Raw genomic sequence first — 23,995 nt, forward strand, 5'->3', positions numbered from 1 at the left:
GGCAGCTAAAATCCGATCTTATCTAAAGCATAGAACTCGTTAAATTGCTCCTCAGCTTGTTTTAATAACAATCGTCTGCTGCAAATAACTTTAGCGTCTCCGTCGGAAATTCTAACCGAATCTAATAGATCATTCACTTTTTCTGTTAGAGTTTCTAAATGGGAGAAGTAAGTTCCTCCTTGAAGATCGAGAGAATCAAGTCTTTTTTGTGATAAAAATTGTAGTAAGGAAACCTCTTGATCTGTTCCCAATAACTCCGGACAGAAAGGTTCCTCGGAAGAACTTCTTATGGATGCGAGGATATTTTTTAAACGCTTATATCCCGTGAGTATTTTAGTCATTTTTTCTTTAGAAAGAGCTCTGAAGTTTTTTAGATTTTGAGCTCTGTCGAATAATAAAACAGGGTTTGGGGTTGTCATGGCGTTTTCCATAACAGCAGAAACCTCCTCTTTAGAGCATTCTAAAGAAGAAGAAAGTAGAGTTTTTAGTCTGCCTAAAATAAAAGAAAGAACCTCTTCAATAAGATTTTCCGGAGAGTTTCCTCTAAGAGGAAAATGCTCCAAACAGTTTGATAGTATCTCCCGAAGATCGACTGGGGCTTTCAACATTTTCAAGAGCAAGAGAATTTCTAGTGACTGTCGCCTCAGAGCATAAGGGTCTTGGGAAGACGAAGGCTTTAAATCCAGTAGGAAACAAGCTAGTATGTTGTCAACTCGGTCAGTAAGAGATAATAAAGCTCCTAAAGGAGAAATTGTCTTTTCCTGGGTTATATGACAAAGGTGCTCGCCAATGGCGATAGCAACGTCATCAGGAAGAGAAGCATTTCTAGCGTAATATTTCCCCATGATTCCTTGAAGTTCTGGAAATTCATTTACGACGGAGGAAACTAAATCTGCCTTACAGTAAGTAACGCACGAAATTAAATCTTTTCCTCCAGATAAGGGAATCAATTTTTGGAGAACAGAAGCATGTTTCTTCAATCGTTCTACCTTGTCGTGAAGGGATCCAAGTCCTTCAATGAAGGTAACAGAATGCAGCTTGTTTACAAAATATTCTAGAGGGGTTTTCAAATCTTGTTCAAATAGGAACCTACCGTCCGTTAGCCTAGGGACTAGGGCTTTTTCATTGCCCTCGATAATGATAGAGTTTGGAGTATTGTCACAAACAATAGCAAATATATTGGAAATCTCGTTCTCAAGGGTTTTGAGCGGGAAATATTTTTGGTGTTGGATCATTTCCGCTGTTAAAAGCTCTACGGGCAGCGAACAAAATTTCTTGTCAAAAGAGGCTTTCGCAATGAAAGGGTATTCACTCAGGTAACAGGTTTCTTCGCAGAGCTTATTTTTTGATACCACTTGTAGGTTATATTCCGCGCATATTTTGTCTAGTCCTGATTCTATCATTGTCCTGCGAACATGCTGAGAAACAATAACATAAGACTTCTCTAATAGGGCTTCGTACTCATTAGCACTAGTAATCTCTATAGAAGCTGGAGATAGTTGACGGTGTCCATATGTTTTGTTGCTCGCTACAATTTTACCCACCCGTACGGGGATAACAGAAGAGCCGTGCAGAGCAAGGAGCCATCGAATAGGTCTAGCGTATTCAAAATTACTCTCGTCCCAAACCATTTTTTTAGGGAACTTCATTTCTTTTATCAGAAGAGGAAGAGTTTCTATTAAAATCTCAGCACTTGGTCGAGAGGAGGAAGGATGAATTAAAAATAAATAGTCGACATTTTTTATTTTTCTAAGCTCATATTGAGCAAGAGAAGGGAGATCTTCAAAAAGCGGAGCAGAGAGACCTTGAGATTCAAAAAATTTCTTTCCGCATTCCGTAATTGCTTTGTTTTCATCGTAAAGGGAGGCTAGGGGAGGACCTTTTTTTTCCTCTTGATCTTTGACAGAAAAGGCTGCCATATTTCGGACATATGCAGTCAGCCTTCTAGGGCTTCCAAAAACAGTAACCCCTGAATGGGAGATGCCGTTCTCCTTGAGAAGAGAGCTGATAGCACATTCTAGATTTTTTATTCCGATAGGGACAAAGGAGGCTGGTAATTCTTCTGAACCAATTTCTAAGACGAAATCTTGAGGGGATTCCAATGGAAACGTCTCAAAGGCAGAACAGCTTGTGCTGTTCTGTGCCGCCTTTTTCTGCAGAGGGAACCCTAGAGTTTCTCTCCATTTGACATAGGAGTCTGCTACAGCTCTGGCCAGTTGGCGAATACGAGATATATAGCGAGTCCTCTCTGTAACAGAAATAACCCCTCGGGCATCCAAAATATTAAAGGCATGGGAGGCTTTTATAACAAAATCGTAAGCGGATACAGGTAGATTGACTGCCACACAGCGAGTAGCTTCTTCAGAAAAATCTTCAAAATGGCGTAACCACATCTCTGTATTGGCTTCATCAAAGTTGTAGTAGCTCCATGTTTTTTCAAAGTCGTGGACAATATCCCCGTACGTCAAAGAATCATTCCACATGATGTCGTACACGGAATTCTTTTTTTGCAAATACATAGCAATTCGTTCGATTCCGTAAGTGATTTCTCCGCTGATAGTCTCTAAAGTCTTGCTGCCAACCGATTGGAAGTAAGTCATCTGAGTGATTTCCATTCCATTTAGCCAAACTTCCCAACCTAACCCCCATGCACCAATGGTTGGATTTTCCCAGTCGTCGTGAACGAAGCGGATATCATGCTCTCTGAGATCTAAGCCGATAGACTTTAAAGAGTCCAAAAAGAGTTCTTGGAGGTTCTCCGGAGCAGGCTTAAGGATGACTTGAAGCTGGTGATAGTTTTGTAATCTATTAGGATGCATTCCATAACGTCCGTCTTGGGGTCTCCTTGACGGTTCTACGTAGGCCGTTTTGTATGGTTCGGGTCCCAGGGCTCTCAGAAACGTTGCTGGATTGAAAGTCCCTGCTCCAGTTTCCAAATCATACCCCTGATGTATCACACACCCGTAATCGTTCCAAAATTTTAGGATTGCTGCCATCATTTCTTGTAGTGTGAGGCTTTTCTCTTTGGACAATGTAAACACTCCCTTTTTGGAAACTAGAAAATAACATAGAAACAGAGAGGGATTGTAGAAGAACTTCGGTATTATCGCAACTTGACAGTATGAAAAGTATTTTTGCCTTCTGATTTTTAAGTAATTTGGAAGAAATAAATGATTTTTTGGTTTTAATTGTGTAGAGTTGTCAGTGCTTGCGCTGTAATTCCGATCGGGTTAACTTTTACGTCTTATGGGTTAGGAGGTTAAGATGGGTTTGCCGAACTATTTGACGTTTTTCAGGATATTTATTACGCCGATTTTCATGCTGATTTACCTGAAGGGTCAGTGGTTGGGGATATCCTCTGTACTTCTCCCTTATGTCTTATTAATTGTTCTAGGAATTTCTGAGCTGACGGACGCTGTTGATGGCTACCTGGCCAGGAAGTTTTCTCAAGTTACGGATTTGGGAAAATTGTTAGACCCCATGGCTGATAGTATCTACCGTAATTCTTTGTATCTTACATTTACTCAGCCGCCAGTGAACTTGCCCTTGATCTTGGTGTTTATCTTTCTTGCTAGAGATTCTGTTTTAAGCACTCTTCGAACTGTTTGTGCTTTAAGAGGTTTCGCTTTAGCTGCGCGGAGAAGTGGGAAGTTGAAGGCTATTTTTCAAGGTATTAGCTTTGCTTTAATTTTGCTTTTGATGATTCCTTACTCGCTAGATCTTTTGTCTTCCTCCGGGCTGGAGTGTATTGCTACAATAGTCGTAGCTTTGGTTGCTGTTTATTCCGTAGCATCAGGAGTGGAATATTTATGGATTAATAAGGGGCTTTTGATACAGATTTTTCAGGGAAAATTTTCTGGGGATAAAAACACTCCGGAGGAGTAGTTTAGAGGTCGCGAAGGCTTCGGTAAATCTGGAGGTAGCTGATAGCAGACAGCTCCCAGCCGTGGTTCGCAGAGATTCCCTCGAGGATAATTTTTTGCCAAACCTGCTGATTGTGCTTGTACAGTTTAACAACAGCCCTTAGCTTGTCCAGGAATTCGTCAGTAGAGGCTGTTTCAGAGAAAACAAAGCCATTCCCGAAGTCTTTAACAGTATCTCCCAGTCCTCCGGTTTTTCTTACAAGAGGGAGCGTTCCGTAGCGCATTCCTATGAGTTGTGTCAGTCCGCATGGTTCGAACAACGAGGGGATTAGAATGATGTCAGCCCCAGCGTACAGTTGATGAGCAAGGGCTTCGTTGTGTTCAAGATGTATTGCAATTCTGTTTGAGTATTTTGTTTCACTTTGTATCGTTTCTATTAGACTTTTTGAAAGATCGTCGCCACACTGCCCCAAGACAACAATTTTATAAGATTCTTTTTCTGCGTGCTCTATAGCTTTGAGCATGAAGTTCAGTCCTTTCTGGTGAACCAGCCTTGATATAATGCAAATTAGAGGATCTGAGTCTTGTGGTAACTTTAATGTTTTTAATAAACTTTTTTTATTTTGGTTTTTCCCGAGGATTGTCTGTTTTATTTTTTTGGGGTCTACAGGATATCTTTGGAAGATATATGGATCTGTTTCTGGGTTCCAGTAGTTGGTGTTTATTCCGTTAAGGATTCCATAAAATGTATTTTTTGAATGTGTTAAAGAGTTCGTGATCTCCTCATCGGATACATCTTGCAGTATTTCTTCTCTGTACCCCGGGGAAACAGTTGTCGTGGCTTGAGTGCACAGGATGCCGCCTTTCAGGAAACTACATAAGTCGGGATCTCTTTCCAATTGATAGTATTTGAAATTTCGTTCAGATATAGAAGTTTTTCTTAAAGTTGAGGAGTGGCTATATCCTCTATGAGAAAAATTGTGGATGGTGAGGATTAGTTTGTTTTCTAAGTCGCGTTTTTCTTTTAATATGCCAGCAATTAAAGCGCTGTGCCAATCGTGTAGGTGAACAACGTTTACTTCTTTTTTCAGAGACTGCTGGTAGATGTATTCTGCGGCCGCGGAACAAAAGCAAGCGAATCTCTCCGTGTCATCGGGATATCCATAGATGTTATTTCGGTTAAAAAAATCGTAGCCAGAGGCTTCAAGAAGAGTTACAAAGATTCTATTTTTTTTTATTTGGGTCGCTGTAGCATTAGTTTTTTCGTTGAAGAAAAAATCAAAGCTCAATTTTTTAAATGGCGTAAAGTTTTTCTTTCGAACTTCCTCATAAAAGGGGATGATAATCTCCACTTCATGATTTAAAGAAAAAATATCGGCCAGATCGTAAACAACGTCTCCTAACCCCCCAACTTTTGCAAAGTGAGCAGCTTCGGCAGATACATGGATAATTTTCATAGTTGAGCATAAGGATTTTTTCCCATTCATAGTTTAGTGGGATTAAAAGCTCAAGGAGACGATTGAAATGAAAGACACAAACTCCAAAAGGAGGGCGATTTACAAGTTGTGGGAAAAAGGAGAACGTAGTACACTTCGTCCCTTCCTCATTGGGGTGTGGCCAAGCGGTAAGGCAGCGGTTTTTGGTACCGTGCATCGGAGGTTCGAATCCTTCCACCCCAGAAGCTTGTTTTTGAGTCGGCCTCCCGTTTTGCTTTTCTCTTTTTGGTCCTTCTAAAGACGAAGACAAAGGGTATTCTGGAAGGGAAGTTCTTGACTTTTTCCTCAAGCGAGCTATAATTCTGCCGCCGAAAGTTCTGGAAAGTTGGTTCTTTTGTTGATTGGGAAAGCTTTCTTTGCCGGGTGGTTTCCTGGGGTTCAAGGTTATGGAGAAATAAGATGAAGTTGGTTGTTACAAGTCGGGAGACTGGCAAGAAGTCTTTTTTGAAAATGATTCGTCAACAGGGAGGGATTCCTGCGGTTGTCTACTCTAAGGGAGAAGCCGTAGCTAACGTTGTTGTTGATGGGCACGTTTTCAATAAGTTTCTTAACGGCCTAGAAACAGGCGCCCTTTCTTCCACAGTTTTTTCTATAGAGTTCGAAGGGAAAACCTTCTCAGCTATTATCAAAGATATTCAGTACAAGATTACCAGCTATGAGGTCATACACTTGGACTTCGAAATGCTGCATAAAGACTCGCTTGTTCGGCTTAATATACCTATTCGGTTTTCAAATGTTATGGAATGTGTAGGAGTTAAGTTGGGAGGAACTTTGCGTCAAGTTATCTATAGCTTGAAGGTTTCTTGCTTGCCCGAAAATATCGTTCCATTTTTGGAGCTAGACGTCCGAGATCTTGGAATGTCTCAGACGAGGAAGTTGTCCGATATCGAGTTGCCTAAGGGTATTAAGCCTATCACTCCTCTTAGAGAGGTCGTCGCTACAGTCTCTAGAAGATAGAATAGAAAATTACGGCTCTCCATGGGTGTCGACTCTGCTAAATTAATTGTTGGGATAGGAAATCCTGGAGCCCAGTACACATATACCCGGCATAATGTCGGGTTTTTAGTTGCACAGGCTTTTTCTGAAAAATATGGGCTAGAGTTTAAGAGAAAGACCGAAGTAAAAGGGAGTTTGGCTAAAGGCCTCGTTGAAGGAATTTCCTGCGGTCTCTTGAGGCCGAGTACGTATGTTAATCTTAGTGGAGATTCCGTTGCTCGGGCAAAGAAAGTCTTGAATGTCAGCATAGATAATATTCTTGTCGTAGTAGATGATGTAGATCTCCCCTTTGGGATAACGCGCCTACGCCAAAAGGCTGGAAGTGGTGGACATAACGGAATAAAGAGCATAACAAGCTCTTTGGGCTCGAACGCTTATTATCAGTTGCGCGTAGGAGTTGGACGCCCAGAAGGCTTGGCAGGATTGTCGGATTATGTTCTTAGCGATTTCTCTCTTGAAGAGAGAGGAGAGTTGGATGGTGTTATTGATCGTGCCGTAACAACTATTCTAGAGTGGATGTCCACTCGGCTCGTAGAAGAGTGAAATATTTTTTATTCAGAACGTGTTTTTTACCTGTGATACAACTTTTTGTGGACCAGGATATTCTGAAGGTAATAGAATAGTCGACTTTTAGGAGTGTCGAATGAGAAAAGAAAAAAAACAGCTTTACGAAGGTATGTATGTTTTTAGTGTGACTTTGAGCGAAGAAGCCAGAAAAAAGGCTTTGGAGAAGGTTACCTCAGGCATAGTTAACTATGGCGGAGAAGTTGTAAAGATTCATGATCAGGGTAGAAAAAAGCTTGCTTATGAGATTCGTGGAACTAGAGAAGGGTACTATTATGTAATTTATTTCACAGTATCTACGAGCGCTATGGCCGAGCTGTGGAAGGAGTACCACCTTCACGAAGATTTATTAAGATTTCTTACTTTGAAAGCAGATTCTGTAAAAGAAGTTTTAGAATTTGCTTCCTTGCCAGAGTAATAGTTTAAGGAGAATGGAAATGAAAAAACCTGTTCATCATCATGAACATAAAAGGAAACGCTTTAGTAAGAAGTGTCCTTTTACTACCGCAGGTTGGAAGACTATTGATTACAAAGATGTCGAAACTTTGAAAAAATTTATTACTGAGAGAGGAAAAATTCTTCCTAGAAGGATTACTGGGGTCTCCTCCAGATTTCAAGCTTTATTGGCTCAGGCTGTTAAAAGAGCCCGCTATATTGGGCTTCTTCCATTTTTAGGTGAAGATTAAAGAGGTTGTGGAGAGTTTTATTCATGAAACAACAGTTGTTATTGTTAGAAGATGTTGATGGATTGGGAAGAAGCGGGGATATCGTTACTGCTAAGCCTGGCCATGTTAGAAACTATCTCCTTCCTAAGCGAAAAGCTGTTATTGCTGGAGCAAATACTTTGAAATTGCAAGAAAAGCTTAGGGAAGAACGGAAAATTAAAGCTCAGCAAGATAGAGTTCTGTCTGAAGCTTTGGCAAAAGAGCTACAAGGAATAGTTTTAGAATTTCCTGTGAAAGTTGATCCAGAGCAAAATATGTACGGGTCCGTGACGGTGACAGACCTTATTGCAGGCGCTGCCGAGAAAAATATCACCTTAACAAAAAAGAATTTTCCTAGTGCTCACTACGCTATCAAGACTTTAGGAATGAAAAAAGTTGCATTGAAACTTAACGAAGACGTTGATGCAATTTTGGTTGTTGAGGTATTTCCTGAGGGGCAAGAATTGAAAGTTTCAACCCCTTCTTCTTCTCAAGTAGAAGAGACTGCAGAGTAGCTCGTCGGTTTTCTTCTGTGTGTGATGCCCAGCTAGGTTGTTTCTTGTGGCAGTGTACTTCTCTCCAGCAAAAATAAACCTATTTCTCAGGATTACTGGTAAAGAGTCCTCTGGGTATCACGAAATTTTAACTCCTATGGTTGCTTTGGATTTTGGAGACGAGGTTGCCGTAGAGTTTTCTTCCGCAGATTCTTTCTTCTGTAATATTTCTGAGATTGCCGATTCCAGTAACCTGGTTCTTCGTGCGCTTGCCTTATTTAGAAGACAAACAGGAATGAATGATCCTTTGAGTATTTCTTTGAAGAAAAGAATTCCTATAGGCTCAGGACTGGGAGGAGGTAGTTCTAATGCTGCAACACTTCTTTTTGCCTTGAATCAAATGTTTTCCGCAAAGTTATCTAGTGAAGAATTGACTTCTATAGGTGCAAGTCTGGGAGCCGACATACCTTTTTTCTTTTCGTTAGGTAGCGCCTTATGCTCGGGAAGAGGAGATGTTTTGACGCCTTTCGCAAGCCATAATGCCTGTCGAAACTTTCTCTTGATTTTTGATGATCGAGGAGTTAGTTCTGCTGCAGCTTATCGTGCCTTCTCTAAAAAACATCAACCTTCGACGGAGGATCTTTTTCAATTAGCTAAGAATGACTTAGAAGCTCCTGTTTTTTCTTTCCGAAGGGACTTGTATGAGAAAAAAATATTTCTCCAAACAATCTTTCCAGAATCTCAAGTAGTAATGTCTGGCTCGGGAGCAACTTTAGTAGTTTTTTCTCCGCAAAATCTAGAAGGAAGGCTTCCTCTGGTTTTTGAAGGAAAGCCCTTGCGCTACGTTGTGACTGAAAACATTAACCGCCAAAAAGACCTTTGGTATCAGGAGAAGAATTCTAAGGCTAGGATCTTTCCAGAAGTAGAGCAGATCCTGCAACAGAAGTAGTTTTATTTGCCTCCAGGGATAGGAGAGTTTCTCCCCTGCAGATCTTTCTAGAAAACGGCTTTTCTTCTAGTTGGTTACTGCTAACGTCTCTGAGTTGATGGAAGAAGAGCTTTTCAATTTGAGATATTTTTTCGACGCTTTTCTTTACAGAAGGGTTATTAGACTTATTTTCTAGAGTAACTCCTTTTTCTGACATAAACACCCTCCTTAAATTCTACTCCATACTTATAGGAATAAATTTTTTTTTACAAACTGTTTGTGACAGAAATGTTTTCTCTGCAAGAGTTTTTAGTGAACTTTTTAAGTATACAAACTTTATTTCTGAAGACAGACATTCACCTTCCTTTTTTCTTCCTTTAGCTCTATATCATGCAAAATAATGAAGAGAGGAAAAGCGATATGGAATCAGCCCAATATTCCGAGTTATTAAGGACTGGTGCTTTATGGATTTTTTCCCTTTCCTTAGTACACATGTTTTTGACCCCCTATTTCTATAAAGTTTGTGAAAACTATGCGCACAAAAAAATGGTTTATCCTGAGCAAAGGGAAAAGTATGGGGTTTTATCAGAGCTTTTCAAAATATTAAGCCGGGTTGAACTTGTTTTTATCCTTTGGTCAGCTCCATTGTTTTTCTGGTTTTTGATTACTGAAGGGACGAGGCTCTCTATAGCGTACTTTAGTAGCAGAAACTATATTTTCCCTTTTTTTGTTGTTGTTATCGTTTTGTTTATCGAGTCTAGGCCTATAGTGTATTTGGGAGAAAGATTGCTATCAAAGATAGCGAATTTTGGTAAAAAATCCCCTGCTGCATGGTGGTGGACTATATTACTTGTCTCTCCATTTATAACGCCTTTAATCAAAGAGACAGGCACAATGGTTCTTGCATGCGTTTTGCTTGTTGCTAAGTTTTTCCCTTTTTCCCCTTCAAAGAAATTTTCTTATGCTACAGCAGGACTTTTGTTTTCTAATGTTTCCATAGGGGGGATGTTGTTCCCAATAACGTCTAGAGCTGTATTTCTTATCAACTCTAAGCTCCGTTGGAGCGCTGTTTTTGTTTTGAAATATTTTTCTTGGAAAGCCTTTTTGGCTATCTTAGTTTCTACAACGATCTATTATCTAATTTTTAGAAAAGAATTTCAGGCTTTCCCATCCACAATCCCATCAAGAAAAACTTCCGAAGCTGTCCCTTGGTGGGTTGTGGTTGTTCATATTCTTTTTCTCGTTGCTGTAATTTTTGTGAGACATATTCCGGTGATATTGGTTGGCGTAGTATTAACTTTCTTGGGTTTTAGAGCGCTCACAATTATGTATCAGTCCCCCATTAGTTTTACTAAAGTGGGTATGGTCGGCTTATTCTTTTCTGGTTTAATATTGTTTGGGGATTTACAGGAATGGTGGGTGTTGGCTCTTATGGAAAAGGTATCTTATGAAGGGCATATGATAATATCCTTCATCATGTCTATGTTCCTTGATAATGCTCTTGTTAATTATCTTATTTTTAAATTGCCTTCAGCGAACGATTGTTACCATTACTTAGCTATCTCTGGCGCAATGTCTGCAGGTGGTTTGACATTGATGGCAAATGTGCCCAATATTATAGGATACCTCTTATTAAGACCTTCCTTTAAGGTTCGGTCTGTTTCTTTAGTCTGGTTATTCGTTGCTGCATTGCCTCCAGCAGTAATTTCTGCATTAATCTTTTGGGCTTTCAAGAATGTCCCTATTTTCACTCTGTGTGAGTTTAAATAAGAATTTCTGGTTTTTTACTCTCTTCCAAGAATACGAACAGATACGGAATTTTTGTTGTTTCTCAGAAGGTCCTTACAATATTCTATGCATTCTTCGTAAGTTAGTTTTTCTGCAGCATCTATTTTATCTTCTAAGTATCTAGGGTTGGGGATGCTTTTATCGAAGCAATTGGAGAACAAGTGACAGTTCATCTGGTCGAAAGAAATTTCTGGCGAAGAGAATTTCTTAATGTAAGCTTTCTGCATAGCTTGAAATCCTTCCCTAGTTAAGCCATATTCTTCCAAATTCTCCGTCACTTGATTTAGAAAAATTTTTGTTCGATCCAATAAATCATCAGGAGAGTGATTTTCTGATTGTATAAAGAAAATTACCAACGGCTCCGTGTTAATTTCTCTGTAAAGAGCAGAAACAACATAGCCTGTTTGTTGTTGTGTTCGTAATTCTTTGAAGTAGATATTCTTTAGCCATGGTATCAGCATTTCTGTTGCTACAGTATTGTCTATGGAAGATTCTATGTAAGGATTTTGCAATACGAAAAGCATAGCGTTGGCTGGTAGAGGATAAGAGAAATCTAGAACTCTAGGAATGCCTGTTTTATTCAAACGAAGAGCTTGGTCCGTGATGGAGAAGGTTTTTGATTTTTCAGAGAAGTGTTCGAAGATCGAAGAAATATATGCGCGCTCTTCAATGGAAAGGTTTCCAAAGACCATGCTTTCCAAGAAAATATCATCGTAAACTCGACGTTGAAAATTCTTATAGTCTTCAAACGAAACTTCTTGGCAAGCCTTTAATTTCTCTTGATTAGAACAGAAATTAGTTACTGATTGCGAATACAAATAGTCTATTCCAGAAAGGATGGGACATGCTGCTATCGCTGCTTCAGATTCATCAGAAATGGTAGAGAGGTAATATTGAAATTTCTTTTTATTAACCTCTACATTGCGTAAGGAAAATAGGATCTTTTGTAGAACTAAAGGAAGGTTTTCTGTGTAACCAAAGAGTTCTATATCAATGCCTGTTCTTGAAGCCGCTATAGAGCTTTCTATTCCCGCTGCTTCAGCCTGGTAAGTGACATGCCTGATAGCGTTTTTGACTGCTAAACAATAGATCTTTGCGAGCACGGATTGTTTGGCGTCATCTCCTTTTAATAGGGGAGTTTTGATTCTTAAATAACAAGCAGCTTTCGGCGTGGTGTAATAGTTATCCTGACAATAGAACGATTGCATTTTGCTCGAAGTGTGCTCTGGAGTTACAGAGAAGGGATATCCCTCAGAAATAGGTTCTGTTAGAGGAAAGTTTTCTATGTGAGCGGGAATGAATAAGTTTTTACTAGGCAATTTCAGTTCATTGTGTATTTCCAGATTATTGAGAGATTTTTTACAGCTTTCAGTAAAAGGGACTTCATAAATAACTAGCTCTGGAAAAATGATGTCCTGCTGAGTGGAAATAGATTTAGATAACAGAGGGTCGGAAGAAGCTTCTTTATTGGAAAGAATATCTGGAGTGGAAAGAATATAGCGAGCAGCGGAGGGATTACATAATTTGCTTAAGCAATGTTTTTCCTCGTTTTTAGAGAAAGGTAAGGGAGATATGGAGCGATGAGGGTATGTGGAGACATCTTCTCTTAAAAGGCGTTCAGATTCAATGCAAAGCAAGTCAAAAAGAGGCTCCTTTGAACGGAAGCAGTAATTGATTTCTCTCATGCGAACCGATTCTTTAAAGCAGTGAGGAGGGATTCCTTTGTCTTTAAGAAGCTTCAATGTTTGGAAAAGTCTTGTGATAATGGTTTCGTAATTTTCCGCGCCCTTCTGTGTTAAACGAAAATCAATGTCCATGATGGCAGATTTCCCAGAACATCTGAAGAAATTTGCTTGAGTGGAAATGATGAGATCTTCTTTAAACAAAGTATCTTGGAGACTTCCTTTTTCTTTGCTGGATAGTATTCGAGCTATTAAGTTTCCACAGGTAGGGGAGATGTTATCTTTATCAGAGAAATGCCAGTGAATGTTTAAGTAACGTTTGGATTGAATAGCTTTGGTAACAAAGATAGTTAAGGGATAAGTTAGGGAATGCTTGTCGTCTATTTTGTTGGGCTTGTATCGATTAGAAATAGGGATCCAAGAGAATGCTTTGGCAACGCTTTTTATTGAATCTTCTATAGAAGCTGACGTGTATACCAGAGCACGCATGTTTTCCGGAGAGTAATGTTGTGCATACCAGCGCTGTATATTTTTTTCTTTGACGGGGGCAAGGGTCTCTAGATTACCGCAATGGAATCTGTGGAAAACATGATCCTGGGGAGCAATGATCTCTGAAATTCTCTGTATTCTTCTTTCATCTAGCAAAGTATTTCTTGCAAACTCTTGTTGCACTGCGTTTTTTTCTTTGTCTAAGTATTCTTGTGCAAATAGTGGATACGTAAACATGCTAGTAAATCGATCCAGAGTTTCAAAGAAAGCAGAATTATTAACGGAGAAGAGATAAACAGTTTTGTGAGGGAATGTGAAAGCGTTGTATTTACCGCCATTTTTACTTAGAAAAGATGAAAACTCTTCCGGTTGGGGATACTTTCTATTTCCAAGAAAAATACTGTGCTCTGTGAAGTGGGCTAGCCCAGGGAATTCTAAAGGATCTTCTGAGCTTCCCGAGCCAACTACAAGGCATGCTCCGGAAGTAGGTAACGAGGGGTCAGAAACAACAACAACAGGCAATCCGTTGGCACAAATAAACTTAAGGACTTGCTGATCTTTAAAAGCTGGGGTGAGCGTTTTTAAAAAACACCGATCGGGAACTATTCGAATATCATAAAGTTCTTCACAGTCCAAACTTTCTAGTTGTCTGAATGAGGCTTTTACTGGAGAAGCTTGGCAATAGGGAGAGAAAAGATTTAAGAGGAAGCTTAGAAAAGTAATAGTGCAAGTCTTTCTCATAAATCCGCTATCTCCTTATACAACGATTGAACTTTGCCAAATACAACGTTGGCTCGTAATTCTCTCAGCAATCTTTTATCGGAAACCTCAGGAGTCGAAATAATGGAGTTTAGATCTACTTCTTCTCCGAAAGCAAAATGAACTGGACTGCGTTTAGTGCTTCGTTGTTCTCCGATATTTTGTTCTATAACCGGAGGGGGAGGGAGGATGTCAAAGGTTTTTAAGGCCATCGGATAGAAATGTGTCGGAACAGCGCATGATTTTCCTAGTAGGCGAAACATCTCTATACTGTCCGGGTGAAAAGGAGCGGGAGCTAGTCTTCCTGAAGCATCTTTTCTATCTCTTCCTCCAGAAGGTGCAACATATATAAACTTGCCGCCTTGTGATAGTAAGGTTTTTAGAACCTTCATGCTTTTTTGATTATGCCGTAGTTTTTCTTCTCTTCTCTCTGGAGGGGAGTCAATGTGTCTCTTGGAGTAAATGCATAACAAATTGCAGCCCATACTGAAGGGGCGAGCTATGGGATCAGAGGTGACTCGATCTCCGGCAAGAAAGATGATTTCTTTTAAGAATCTCTCTGGAAACAGTGTTTTCAGCATAATTTGCATGACTTGGGGGTCCGCTTCCACTTGGTGATTAGCTAGCAAAATAACATTCTCTCCAGAGGACAACTGTTCGATGATTTTGCTAGCTACCTCGCTATGTAAAAGGCAGGAGTGAGGAATATCTATTAAGGGGCGAAAGAATTGTTGTCCGAAAGACTCTAAGTTTATCGGAGAAACGATTCGTTTATGAAAACAAGGAAATTGAAACGGGTCTTTCTGATCGGCTTTTAGTAGTTCAAGAAATTTTGAGAACATAGCCTCCGTTTCCGAGATGTGAAGAATGTCTTCGGTTTCTCGAACGTAGGAGAGATACACCATTTTTGCTCTCTCGTATACGTCTTCCGGTAGCTCCTTGTTGATTAAAGCCTGGTCCAAGGACTGTAGAAAGCTCATCCGACTTACCCTCTTATAAATCTATCTTTTCTCCAGTGATCAGTGAAAAGAATTGATAGTGATTGAGATGGAGTTCGTCGGAAGTGTTGATTTGGAGTTTAGCTTTCATCTGTTTAGCTAAGCGAATTAATGCTGTATCATCGCCTTCTAACTTCATGTAAGAAGCTAGTTCTGGGTGTACGATGAGACAAAGATTTTTGTGGTTTCGGTAGTTGATAACTTTCTTCAATTCTCGCTCGATTTCAATCGCCATACTTTCATTGGTTTTGATCAGAGCGTTGCCGCAACAATAAGGGCAAGGAGTAAATAGAGTTTGTACCAGGGATTCTCTATTTCTCTGGCGGGTCATTTCTACCAAGCCAAACTCGCTCATGCTTAAGATGGTACATCTAGCAGAGTCCACCTTCATATGCTCTTTTAATCTTTCTAAGACTCGTTTTTGATTTTTTCTCGACTTCATGTCGATAAAATCAATAATGACAAGGCCCCCTACGTTGCGTAGTCGTAATTGTCTAGCAATTTCTTCTGCAGCCTCTAGATTGATCTGTACTAGAGTTTCTTCTACACCTCCTTCCAACTGCGTGCTGCGGCCTGAGTTGACATCGACTGTGTGCATGGCTTCCGTTCTGTCGAAGAAAAGATAGCCCCCACTTGTCAGCCAAATTTTTCTTTTGGTGGCCTTCTCTATTTCCTTTTCTACATTGAATCTTTCGAACATAGGAACAGAATCCCTGTAATACTCGATTTTCATTGAGCTTTCAGGAGAATATTTTTTCATTATGTGACGGCATTTTCGATAGGTAGCATAATCGTCGATCAACAGACGATTAAAATTTTTATCTATCCCCGTAACAACAGCTTTTTTGACTAGATCTGTTTCTTCGTAGAGAAGAGCGGGTTCCTCTGTTGCGTGAAACTTTTCTATGATGGTTTTCCATGTTTTGAGGAGTTCATGTGCTTCGGCAATCAATGTTTCTGTAGAAGCTGTCATGCTCGCTGTGCGGCAAATTAATCCCATGTCACGAGGCATTTCAAAAGAACGGATGAGTCTCTTGAGTTGGTCCCGGATCTGAGGGTCCTCAATTTTTCTGGACACTCCGCGATGAGGAGAGTTAGGGAGCAAGACTAGGTACCTTCCTGGAATAGAGATGTTTGAGGTTAGTCTTGCTCCTTTCGTGCCTATGGGCTCCTTAACAACTTGAACAAGGACTGGACTATCCAATTCTAAAAGATCTTCGATAGGAGAATCTGCTTGCCCTGGAGAGGGAGGGATGTTTTCGTCCTCATCCAAATCAGTGTCAAACATCTGTTCGAACTTTTTAGAATTTTCTAGAACGTCGGAAATATGAATGAACCCATTCTCTCGCTCGTCAATGTTAATGAAGGCCGATTGAATGTTTCTCAAAATATTGGTAACTTTGCCTCTGTAAATATTGCCTTTGAGTTGGCGAATCTTTTTTCTCTCTATGATCAAGTCAAAAAGTAGACCATTTTTCAGGTGGGCGTAACGGATCTCTTTTGACTCGACATTCAACAAAACATCGTTTTCCATGCGTGTTCCTTGGAATGCTAAATCTTTTGGGCGGTTTTTTAGAGTAAAAACACGCGCTCCGAAGGAGGGAATCATAGGGTAAACAGATAAAAAATTCTACAGAAATGCTTTACGTAAATTATTTTTGAGACTGTTAATAGAATTAGTTGTTCCACTAATTATAATTAGAAATAAGTCGAGGTTTTCCATAAATCCTTGTTTTGGTAGTATGGGTGCCAAAATTGTTTAATGTCCTGCAGAGGGAACCTTGAGTTTCGTCGACGATCTAAAAATTTATGTTTATAGACTGAAAAATATCGGGGACAGGGAAACCTTGCAGTACACGGTTGCTCCAGAAACTTTTGCTGAAAAGGGCTTGGAGCAGGTGTTCTCTTGTCCAGTGCAGGTTTCAGGGCATGTTGAAAGAGTCGATGACGAACAATTAATCCTATCCCTTTCCCTGCAGACAGAGGTGGGAGTGTCCTGCCCTTTCTGTGATAAAGCCTTTTTGCGCCCTGTCGCCATAGAAAGTATTTGCCATCTGATAGAAAGAGAACAGCTGCGGGACGGGGTTTTCGATTGCTCTGATTTAATCAGGCAAGAAATTTTGCTAGAGTCTGAAGGCCTATACGAGTGTGAGCCAGAAGGGTGCCCCAGTAAGGCTGGAGTGGAAAGTTATTTGCAAAGAAAAGAAGAAAAGTTTGGGGGAAATAATCCCTTTGAAAATTTATAGACTAGGATTTTAAGCCATGGCAGTACCACGTAATCGTTTGAGTAATGCAAGAAAGAATATCAGAAGAAGTCACCACGCAAAGGGACCTCGCCAAACCGCGGTATGTAAAAATTGCAAGAACGCCTTCATTCCTCACACGGTTTGTTCTTCTTGTGGTTTCTACAACGGGAGAGCTGTTCTGCAAGCGACAGAAAAAGATTAGTCAGTACGTAATGGTGCTATGACCACAACTTTTACCCCTTGCGTGGCTGTTGATTTGATGGGGGGAGATCATTCCCCCATCCTAGTGTTTCGAGCGCTCCTCGAAGCTATTCGTTTGGGAGATTTTAAGGAGATCTCCTTTCTAGCCATTGCCCAGGAGGGCTTCCGAAGGGATATAGAGTTAGAAAGAGAAAAAGTTTCGGTTTTAGCAAATGTCAATTTGCGTGTAATGTACGTAAAAGACTTTGTTTCTATGGAGGACTCTCCCTTGTCCGCCACTAGAAAAAAGGACTCCTCTATGTCAGTTGGGCTAGATTTGTTGTCCGCAGGAAAAGTTTCGGCTCTGTTCTCGACAGGAAATACAGGAGCTTTAATTACCTTGTCTAGGTTAAAAGTTTCTTTGCATCCAACAATCTCAAGACCAGCTCTCACCGTTCGTATTCCAACTTTAACTGGAAGCGCCATAGTGTTAGATGTGGGAGCTAATGTTGCGGTTAAACCTGAAGAATTAGTCAATTTTGCCCGTATGGGGGAAGCTTACAGAAAGTGTCTATACCCCCAAAAAAAAGGAAAGGTAGCGCTTCTTAACATTGGTTCAGAAGAAAGAAAGGGTACAGAAAGTCATCGGGTAGCTTTTAAAAGGCTTCAAGAGGTTTACCGAGAAGACTTCTTGGGCAATATAGAGGGGGGGGATGTTTTTTCCGGAAAGGCAGATGTTGTTGTTACCGATGGGTTTACGGGAAACATTTTTTTGAAGACCGCAGAGGGAGTGTTTGATTTTCTCTTGCAACTTGTAGGATCCCGTTTAGAGGAGGATCTGAAAGGTAAGCTGAACTACTCCATCTATCCAGGGTCTGTCTTGTGCGGGCTTTCTAAGCTCGTTGTTAAATGTCATGGCGAGGCCGATGAAGAATCTTTAGTTCAGGGGATTTTCGGTTTCCTGCAACTTTCTCAAGCTAATCTTTGCGACAAGATTTTACGAGAGCTTGGTTAATTTTATTTAATTAAGTGACTGTGTTTCGTTGACAAGTCTTTCGTTTTTCTATAAGTAGTAATTCGATCAAGAAAATGTTTTACACACTATTCTTGTCTTTCTTTTGATCAATGAAACTTTTGAGAAAAGCGGGCTGTTCATGAAAAATCGTTATATTTCTTCTTTTTCCCAATCTGTTATTTTGGCAATAATTGCTTCCTCTAGCTTGCAGGCTAGTGCAAGTTATTTGGAAGAAAAAGAATTTGTTGCTTCACACTTCTTACATCCTTTTTCTCAGGAATGTTTTGAAAATTATCGTTATTTCTCTACTCAAGTAGGAGCTCAAGGGACTGAAGATAAAAGTTCGGAGACTCCTTCATCGGATGCATCAGATCAAGAAAATACGGAAAGTTCTCTTGATGGAAAATCGGAGTCGGAACCTAAATCTGAAATCACAGAGCCCGCAGCTCCTTCTAATGGCGCAGAGAAAGAAGCGCCCGTAGCTCCTGCTGCCCCTGTAAAGGAAGAGGAAAAAGTTGTCATAGCAGAGCCCACCCCTGCTACAGAGGCGGCATCGCCTTGTTTTAAAACAGAAACATTGACTTCTGGTGGCAAAACTCCAGCGTCTGCTGATGATTTAACTGGGTTTCAGCATTGCTCTGAAGGAAATGTTCTTTATGAGGTGCTTGGAGGGCTTTCTTGGAAAAATGTTGATGCGAGTTCCGTTGGAGAGGTTGCGGCAGAGAATGAGTTAGATTCTTCAAATGCTCAACAAGAGGAGGCTCAATCCGGAGAGCAGGGTCAGGGTGATACAGGTTCTCCTATAGGAGAAGAGAGTAGCATAGGAAGCGGCTCCCAGGAAGGAGGAGATGAAAATCAAAATGGCGAGAGTTTAACTGATGAATCTTTGAGGCGAGAAGGAGAGAATCATGACTCAGGTAGTGGACAATCCGATAAAGGCGACGAACCTTCTAACGTAGTTACTGAAGGAGCTGTTGCAGAGTCCGGAATAGATTCTAATCGGGAAGCCGCAGAAATCAATCCTTTGAGTGCAGTTGCGTTGCGAGATTACAGTCTAGAGTCAGTGTCAACGGTTAACGAAAAATGTAATAAAGAGCATGGTTTAGCCTTTTGTAATACTAAAGTAAGCCAGCAGGGTTTAGAAGGAAGGCAAGAGCAGTCTGCTTGCCCCGTTAATGGAATAACCTTTTCTGGCGTAGGTAAGTCTGACGGTCTTTTATTCTCTAATCTTAAAACGAAAAAGAGTGGAGCAGCCATTTATAGTGAATCTGACGTAGTGTTTGAAAATCTTCAAAGAGGGTTAACTTTTTCCGATTGTGAAAGCTCGGAATCTGGAGGGGCTGTTGCGGCTAATAACATTACGGTTAAAAATTGTAATGGGGTGACCTTAACCAATAACAAAACGACTGTTCCTTCAGATGTTGATTCTAGTGCGGGAGATTCTGGTGGGGAGTCGGTTTTGTTGAGTGTTGCAGAAGGAGGGAGTTCTACCCAAGATAACCTAAACATGGGTGGAGGAGCTTTTTGGGCTGGAGAACCCACTTCTTCATCGGATGCGGGAACAGTTGGTTTTCAGGGGGGGGACGGAAGTACTACACAACCGAAAAGTGGATCCATTCAGTTTGTTGGGAATACGGGAGTTATTCTAATTTCCCAAAACAGCTCTACCGTTAATGGTGGGGCTATGGCTGCCAAATCTATCACGTTTGATAGTAATGTTGGTAGTGTAGAATTTTCTGCGAATGCTGCGAGTTTTAGTGGGGGAGCCTTATCTTCAACCGATTCTATAACTTTTTTAAACAATAAAAGTGGGATAGTGTTTTCTGGTAATTCAGCTTGTAAGCAACCAGGCGCGGTATCTACTGGACTCGTAGAGGGCTTGGCAAAGACTGTAAGCTCAGGAGATAGTGCAGAGGTTATCAAGGGTTCGGGGGGAGCTATAGCATCGAATGGGACCGTTACTTTTTCTAAAAATAGCGGAGAAATTTCTTTTTTAGGCAATAAAGTTGGAGAGAGTAATGCAGATGCTGAAAGAACCTCGGGAGATTCTAGCGTTCAACTTTTAGGAAAAGGGGGGGCTATTTCATCCAAGAAGTGTTCTTTTGAGTCCAATTTAGGCAAGATATCTTTCTCAAGCAACTCGACTTCTGATTCTGGCGGGGCGATCTTTGTTAGCGAAAATATAGAAGGAAAGAATAACTTAGGCCGAATAGAGTTTATTGATAATAAAGCCGATGGTTCTGGCGGGGCTTTGTATTGTTATAAAGATTCCTCATTGGCTAACGAGACAAATTTAGAGTTGTCTACAGAAGAAACGGAAACGATAAGTGGCCAAGTGACTTTCTCATCAAATGCTGAGGGGGTTCTGTTTTCTGGGAACTCTTCAAAAAAAGATGGAGGAGCTATCTATGCTCAAGGAGTTTCTTTCTCTGGAAATTCAGGCATAGCTTTCTTGAAAAATACTTCAGCATCCTCCGGAGGGGCTATTTGCTGTAAGTATTCTTTATCAGAACCTGGATCTGAGTTAAGTGTTTCAGAAGAAGGTCCCCAAAAATGTGAGATCAATATCTCAAGAAACTCTGGGTCAACCGTTTTTGAAGGCAACTCGGTTTCTTTGCCTGAACAAGTTATGAACAAAGCATCAGGCGATGTTTTTGGTGGAGGAGCTATTTTTGGAAAAAGCATCAGTATAGATAGCAATATAGGAACATGTTTATTTGAAAGAAATTCATTTTCTAGCGAGCGTTCCGGTTTAGATAAAGTATTCGGTGGTGGTGGAATTTTTGGAGATACTGTTACAGTTTCAAAAAACTTGGGAGGGGTGGCTTTTTCAAATAACAGTGTTTCTGGGAAAATTTCAACCACGCCCTCTTCCCCTGAAGAGCTTCAAATAATGACGAATCCTAAAGAAATAGAACCTTCTTCTCCTACATTGGCTGCTATTCAAAGTGCTTTTGGAGGAGGGGCTATTTTCACAGGCTCTCTTACTTTTTCAGGGAATAAAGGAGATTCTAGCTTTTCTAATAACCAAGTTTCTGTAGAAGAGACGGAAGGTGGAAACTCTGTCTCGAGCCAAGTATGTTATGGAGGAGGGGCCATTTTAGCAAAAGAGAAAGTGTCTCTAACGGGAAACGAGAGAATAGCTTTTGTTTATAATGTTGCCTTGGGAAAAAACTCATCGGGAGGAGCTGTCTTTTCCAAGGACGTTACTCTTACAGGGAACCAAAATATAATTTTTGATGGAAACTCTTCCGAAAGTAAGGGTGGTGGAATCTATTCAAAGAACGGATGCGTGTCTATTACAAATAACTCTAGTGTTGTTTTCACTAATAACCATGCTCAAGAATCAGGAGGAGCTATTTTTATAGAAAGTGTGACGTCTAGCACAGAAGGACCTGGCGCGGAGGAGGAAGATAGCGACCAAGGGCAACTTGGGGCTTTAAATTCAGATGCTTCGGATAAGTTTTCAATAATAGGAAACTACGGACAGGTTCTTTTTTCCAATAATTACACCACAACAGCATTTCCAGCTTCAGAAAATGACGGAGAAGCTCTTTCTGGAGCTTCTTCAGAAAAATACGGTGGCGGTGCAGCCTACGTCAAAGATATAGAGGTTTCTGGAAATAGAGACGTTCTATTTCTTTTTAATAAGGCTGATAAAGGAGGGGCTATACATATTAAGGACGGGGGTAGCGTTTCTTTGTCAGCAGACTATGGCAATATTGTCTTTCAAGGTAATAAGGAACTAGATGGGACTTCTGACTGTATTTTCTTGGCTGGAAGTACTAGTAAGATAACCAAGTTGCGCGCTAGGGAGGGACATGCAGTTCAATTTTTTGATTCCATAATTTTCGATAACGAAACAAGCAGAGATACGGTCTCTACTCAAGTAGTTAACAGTACTGTTGCTTCAACTCAGACTCCTTCCTTGAGTATTAATGGTGCGGATAATGGTATGGTTCGTCAGAATTCAGAGAATCCATATATAGGAGTTGTGCAATTTGGAGGGGGGATTTCCAAAATCCCTCAAAAAGCAAAACTAGAAGCCGGGGGATTGATTGTTAGTGGTGGAGAGTTATGGTTAGAAGGACTAGAGCAAACTCAAGGATCCTACATCCAGCTATCCGCTGATACTGTTTTTGGACAGTTGAAACAATCTACAGAGACCGGCTCTACTACAAGCAGCGGATCAAGTAGCGGTAGTCCGTCTTCTTTGCAATCTCTGGGTGCCACTTATGCTGGACATGGAAAACCTCGTTTAAATAAAAATATGTCGATTGATCCAAAAAATAGTTCAACTTTTTCAGATGGTAGTTCTGGAGAGGTTTCTCTAGGTTCGGGTTTTAAGATTACGGAAATTAGAGTAGATTTATCCTCTTTCAATAAGAACTCCAAGGCTCCAAAGTTTGTTATTGTTCCTAGTGGAAATGGAGGAGGTTCTGCTGCTTTGAATGCAGATGGTTCTAATTCGGAGCTTAAAGTTGTTCTGGTTGACTCTTCTGGTACTGCTATGGAAAAACATGATTTATTTGCTTCAGATTCCCAAATATCATTCATAGATTTCATGGAAGAAAAGAATGGAAAGTTGGAGCCAGTATCTTCTACTAATGGGGAAAATGGTGCTTTAGGTTTTTCTAAAGTAGCATTCTCTTTAGGAGAAGGTCTTGATGGGAATTTTTATGGACACCAAGGAAGCTGGAGTGCTTCTTTAGCTAATGGAGCTGTAACAGCTAATTGGACTAAGACTGGCTATTCTTTGGATCCTAAAACAGACGGAGCTGTAGTTGTTAACGGATTATGGAGTCAGTACACGGATGTTCGTGGAATTAAGGGACAAATTTTCCATAACCACGTGACAGATCAAAGAATGGAGATGGATTTCTTCACGAACGTTTGGGGTTCTGGACTTGGGCAATTTGTTAACAGTGTCGCTGTTGGTGATATAGATGGCTTTGTTCATAGAACTGGCGGATATGTCTTGGGAATGGACACAGAAATTATCCAAGACTTCTTAATCGGTGGTAGTTTTGCTCAAACTTTCGGATACACGGATAGCCGCCGCCATAACATCCGTTGTTCAGAAAGAGGTTATATTGGCTCCGTGTATGCTGGCATTTCTCATTATGGGAAAGGTTCTGGTACATGGATGTTTAAAGGGGCTGTTCTTTATGGAAACATCAATAATGATATGACTTCTAGATACACAGGCGAATTGGGTGTTTCTAAGGGGGCTTGGGCGGACCATTCCTTATTGGCTTCTGTTAGAGTAGATCGTAAGAAGTTTTCGAATTCAAGATCGTTCTCTTCAGCTATGATTAGTGCATGGGCACCCTTTGTTGAAGTAGAGTATGCATTTATTGATCAAATGCCATTCTTAGAAGTAGGAGGATCACAAGTTAGAGATTTTGAAAAAGGTAAGCTACAGAATTTAGCTGTTCCTGTAGGGATAACTTTTGAGAATTTTTATTCAAAAGGAGCAAGGTCTGAGTCTTTGAGTTTTGCTATAGCTTACAGTCCTGATGCATACAGGAAGAACCCAAAGGGATCAGCAACAATAGTTAATGCAAAACATTCCTGGATCACTAGAGGATGTAAATGGCCTCGGCATGCCGTCCGTTGCCGATTGGACAACAATACGGAATGGAATGAGTCTTTGGGAACATACATGAGCTTTGAGTATGAAGGAAGGAAGCATGTAGCTTCTTATAACTTCAGTGGGGGAGCTCGATTGATTTTCTAATGGATGCGTAGCTTTTGTTGGAGAAGAAAAAGATCGATGATTTTTTCATCGAT

18 protein-coding genes and 1 tRNA gene are annotated in these 23,995 nt (G+C 40.5%); 13 read left to right on the forward strand and 6 right to left on the reverse strand.

Going from position 1 to position 23,995, the window contains the following annotated elements; all coding sequences use genetic code 11:
* Positions 1 to 5: 5 nt before the first annotated feature.
* Positions 6 to 3,032 (reverse strand): glycine--tRNA ligase, encoded by a 3,027-nt coding sequence (locus tag KJA58_RS00130; protein ID WP_246485699.1) that lies wholly within the window; start codon positions 3,030 to 3,032, stop codon positions 6 to 8.
* 232 nt (positions 3,033 to 3,264) lie between these two features.
* Here KJA58_RS00130 and pgsA point away from each other — a divergent pair, with 232 nt between their 5' ends.
* On the forward strand, positions 3,265 to 3,885 hold the full coding sequence (gene pgsA, locus KJA58_RS00135; RefSeq protein WP_213357464.1) for a CDP-diacylglycerol--glycerol-3-phosphate 3-phosphatidyltransferase: 621 nt from the start codon (positions 3,265 to 3,267) through the stop codon (positions 3,883 to 3,885).
* A 1-nt stretch (position 3,886) separates the two neighbouring features.
* Here the strand turns inward: pgsA and KJA58_RS00140 are convergent, their stop codons facing one another.
* On the reverse strand, positions 3,887 to 5,320 hold the full coding sequence (locus tag KJA58_RS00140; protein ID WP_213357465.1) for a glycogen synthase: 1,434 nt from the start codon (positions 5,318 to 5,320) through the stop codon (positions 3,887 to 3,889).
* Between the two features lie 150 nt (positions 5,321 to 5,470).
* Here KJA58_RS00140 and KJA58_RS00145 point away from each other — a divergent pair.
* From KJA58_RS00145 to ispE, 7 genes are all read left to right on the forward strand, one after another.
* Positions 5,471 to 5,542, forward strand: a tRNA-Gln gene (locus KJA58_RS00145).
* 216 nt (positions 5,543 to 5,758) lie between these two features.
* The gene (locus KJA58_RS00150; RefSeq protein ID WP_213357466.1) at positions 5,759 to 6,316 is read left to right on the forward strand and encodes a 50S ribosomal protein L25/general stress protein Ctc; all 558 of its coding nucleotides are present in this window, start codon (positions 5,759 to 5,761) and stop codon (positions 6,314 to 6,316) included.
* A 21-nt stretch (positions 6,317 to 6,337) separates the two neighbouring features.
* Complete coding sequence (pth, locus tag KJA58_RS00155; protein WP_213357467.1) at positions 6,338 to 6,898, forward strand: aminoacyl-tRNA hydrolase; 561 nt, start codon at positions 6,338 to 6,340, stop codon at positions 6,896 to 6,898.
* Positions 6,899 to 6,998: 100 nt separating this feature from the next.
* Positions 6,999 to 7,337 carry a 30S ribosomal protein S6 gene (rpsF, locus tag KJA58_RS00160; protein ID WP_213357468.1) on the forward strand — a complete coding sequence of 113 codons (339 nt, stop codon included), beginning with the start codon at positions 6,999 to 7,001 and terminating at the stop codon, positions 7,335 to 7,337.
* 19 nt (positions 7,338 to 7,356) lie between these two features.
* Positions 7,357 to 7,605, forward strand: a complete 249-nt coding sequence (gene rpsR, locus KJA58_RS00165; protein WP_213357469.1) for a 30S ribosomal protein S18 — start codon at positions 7,357 to 7,359, stop codon at positions 7,603 to 7,605.
* Positions 7,606 to 7,628: 23 nt separating this feature from the next.
* On the forward strand, positions 7,629 to 8,138 hold the full coding sequence (gene rplI, locus KJA58_RS00170; RefSeq protein ID WP_213357470.1) for a 50S ribosomal protein L9: 510 nt from the start codon (positions 7,629 to 7,631) through the stop codon (positions 8,136 to 8,138).
* 46 nt (positions 8,139 to 8,184) lie between these two features.
* A complete protein-coding gene (gene ispE / locus KJA58_RS00175; protein ID WP_213357471.1) occupies positions 8,185 to 9,066 on the forward strand; it encodes a 4-(cytidine 5'-diphospho)-2-C-methyl-D-erythritol kinase in 882 nt (293 codons plus the stop codon).
* Here ispE and KJA58_RS00180 read toward each other — a convergent pair.
* Complete coding sequence (locus tag KJA58_RS00180) at positions 9,023 to 9,262, reverse strand: hypothetical protein (RefSeq protein ID WP_213357472.1); 240 nt, start codon at positions 9,260 to 9,262, stop codon at positions 9,023 to 9,025. The genes ispE and KJA58_RS00180 overlap by 44 nt on opposite strands.
* A gap of 203 nt (positions 9,263 to 9,465) precedes the next feature.
* Between KJA58_RS00180 and KJA58_RS00185 the strand changes: the two genes are divergently transcribed.
* Positions 9,466 to 10,815, forward strand: a complete 1,350-nt coding sequence (locus tag KJA58_RS00185) for a putative Na+/H+ antiporter (protein WP_213357473.1) — start codon at positions 9,466 to 9,468, stop codon at positions 10,813 to 10,815.
* A 14-nt stretch (positions 10,816 to 10,829) separates the two neighbouring features.
* Here the strand turns inward: KJA58_RS00185 and KJA58_RS00190 are convergent, their stop codons facing one another.
* The 3 genes from KJA58_RS00190 to KJA58_RS00200 are packed head-to-tail and all read right to left on the reverse strand — an operon-like array spanning position 10,830 to position 16,295.
* The gene (locus tag KJA58_RS00190; RefSeq protein WP_213357474.1) at positions 10,830 to 13,745 is read right to left on the reverse strand and encodes an insulinase family protein; all 2,916 of its coding nucleotides are present in this window, start codon (positions 13,743 to 13,745) and stop codon (positions 10,830 to 10,832) included.
* Positions 13,742 to 14,743, reverse strand: coding sequence for a 1-acyl-sn-glycerol-3-phosphate acyltransferase (locus tag KJA58_RS00195; protein WP_213357475.1), 1,002 nt, complete (start codon positions 14,741 to 14,743; stop codon positions 13,742 to 13,744). The genes KJA58_RS00190 and KJA58_RS00195 overlap by 4 nt, the downstream gene beginning before the upstream one ends.
* Before the next feature lie 13 nt (positions 14,744 to 14,756).
* Positions 14,757 to 16,295 carry an Rne/Rng family ribonuclease gene (locus KJA58_RS00200; protein WP_213357476.1) on the reverse strand — a complete coding sequence of 513 codons (1,539 nt, stop codon included), beginning with the start codon at positions 16,293 to 16,295 and terminating at the stop codon, positions 14,757 to 14,759.
* Positions 16,296 to 16,542: 247 nt separating this feature from the next.
* Here KJA58_RS00200 and KJA58_RS00205 point away from each other — a divergent pair, with 247 nt between their 5' ends.
* The 4 genes from KJA58_RS00205 (at position 16,543) to KJA58_RS00220 (ending at position 23,942) form a co-directional block, all read left to right on the forward strand.
* Positions 16,543 to 17,007, forward strand: coding sequence for a DUF177 domain-containing protein (locus KJA58_RS00205; protein ID WP_213357477.1), 465 nt, complete (start codon positions 16,543 to 16,545; stop codon positions 17,005 to 17,007).
* A 16-nt stretch (positions 17,008 to 17,023) separates the two neighbouring features.
* The gene (rpmF, locus tag KJA58_RS00210) at positions 17,024 to 17,209 is read left to right on the forward strand and encodes a 50S ribosomal protein L32 (RefSeq protein ID WP_213357478.1); all 186 of its coding nucleotides are present in this window, start codon (positions 17,024 to 17,026) and stop codon (positions 17,207 to 17,209) included.
* Between the two features lie 18 nt (positions 17,210 to 17,227).
* Entirely contained in the window at positions 17,228 to 18,202 is a 975-nt protein-coding gene (locus KJA58_RS00215; RefSeq protein ID WP_246485700.1) for a phosphate acetyl/acyltransferase, read from the forward strand.
* Positions 18,203 to 18,341: 139 nt separating this feature from the next.
* Positions 18,342 to 23,942: an autotransporter domain-containing protein gene (locus KJA58_RS00220; protein ID WP_213357479.1), complete on the forward strand. Its 5,601-nt coding sequence runs from the start codon at positions 18,342 to 18,344 to the stop codon at positions 23,940 to 23,942.
* The last annotated feature ends 53 nt before the right edge of the window (positions 23,943 to 23,995 follow it).

Origin of the sequence: Chlamydiifrater phoenicopteri, from assembly GCF_902807005.1 — a bacterium.
Taxonomy (GTDB): Bacteria; Chlamydiota; Chlamydiia; order Chlamydiales; family Chlamydiaceae; genus Chlamydiifrater; species Chlamydiifrater phoenicopteri.

Excerpts from the sequence above, each read along its gene's own strand:
- pgsA (WP_213357464.1), top strand. The coding sequence starts at position 3,265 with ATGGGTTTGCCGAACTATTTGACGTTTTTCAGGATATTTATTACGCCG.
- KJA58_RS00140 (WP_213357465.1), bottom strand. The coding sequence starts at position 5,320 with ATGAAAATTATCCATGTATCTGCCGAAGCTGCTCACTTTGCAAAAGTT.
- KJA58_RS00150 (WP_213357466.1), top strand. The coding sequence starts at position 5,759 with ATGAAGTTGGTTGTTACAAGTCGGGAGACTGGCAAGAAGTCTTTTTTG.
- pth (WP_213357467.1), top strand. The coding sequence starts at position 6,338 with ATGGGTGTCGACTCTGCTAAATTAATTGTTGGGATAGGAAATCCTGGA.
- rpsF (WP_213357468.1), top strand. The coding sequence starts at position 6,999 with ATGAGAAAAGAAAAAAAACAGCTTTACGAAGGTATGTATGTTTTTAGT.
- rpsR (WP_213357469.1), top strand. The coding sequence starts at position 7,357 with ATGAAAAAACCTGTTCATCATCATGAACATAAAAGGAAACGCTTTAGT.
- rplI (WP_213357470.1), top strand. The coding sequence starts at position 7,629 with ATGAAACAACAGTTGTTATTGTTAGAAGATGTTGATGGATTGGGAAGA.
- KJA58_RS00180 (WP_213357472.1), bottom strand. The coding sequence starts at position 9,262 with ATGTCAGAAAAAGGAGTTACTCTAGAAAATAAGTCTAATAACCCTTCT.
- KJA58_RS00185 (WP_213357473.1), top strand. The coding sequence starts at position 9,466 with ATGGAATCAGCCCAATATTCCGAGTTATTAAGGACTGGTGCTTTATGG.
- KJA58_RS00190 (WP_213357474.1), bottom strand. The coding sequence starts at position 13,745 with ATGAGAAAGACTTGCACTATTACTTTTCTAAGCTTCCTCTTAAATCTT.
- KJA58_RS00195 (WP_213357475.1), bottom strand. The coding sequence starts at position 14,743 with ATGAGCTTTCTACAGTCCTTGGACCAGGCTTTAATCAACAAGGAGCTA.
- KJA58_RS00200 (WP_213357476.1), bottom strand. The coding sequence starts at position 16,295 with ATGGAAAACGATGTTTTGTTGAATGTCGAGTCAAAAGAGATCCGTTAC.
- rpmF (WP_213357478.1), top strand. The coding sequence starts at position 17,024 with ATGGCAGTACCACGTAATCGTTTGAGTAATGCAAGAAAGAATATCAGA.
- KJA58_RS00215 (WP_246485700.1), top strand. The coding sequence starts at position 17,228 with ATGACCACAACTTTTACCCCTTGCGTGGCTGTTGATTTGATGGGGGGA.
- KJA58_RS00220 (WP_213357479.1), top strand. The coding sequence starts at position 18,342 with ATGAAAAATCGTTATATTTCTTCTTTTTCCCAATCTGTTATTTTGGCA.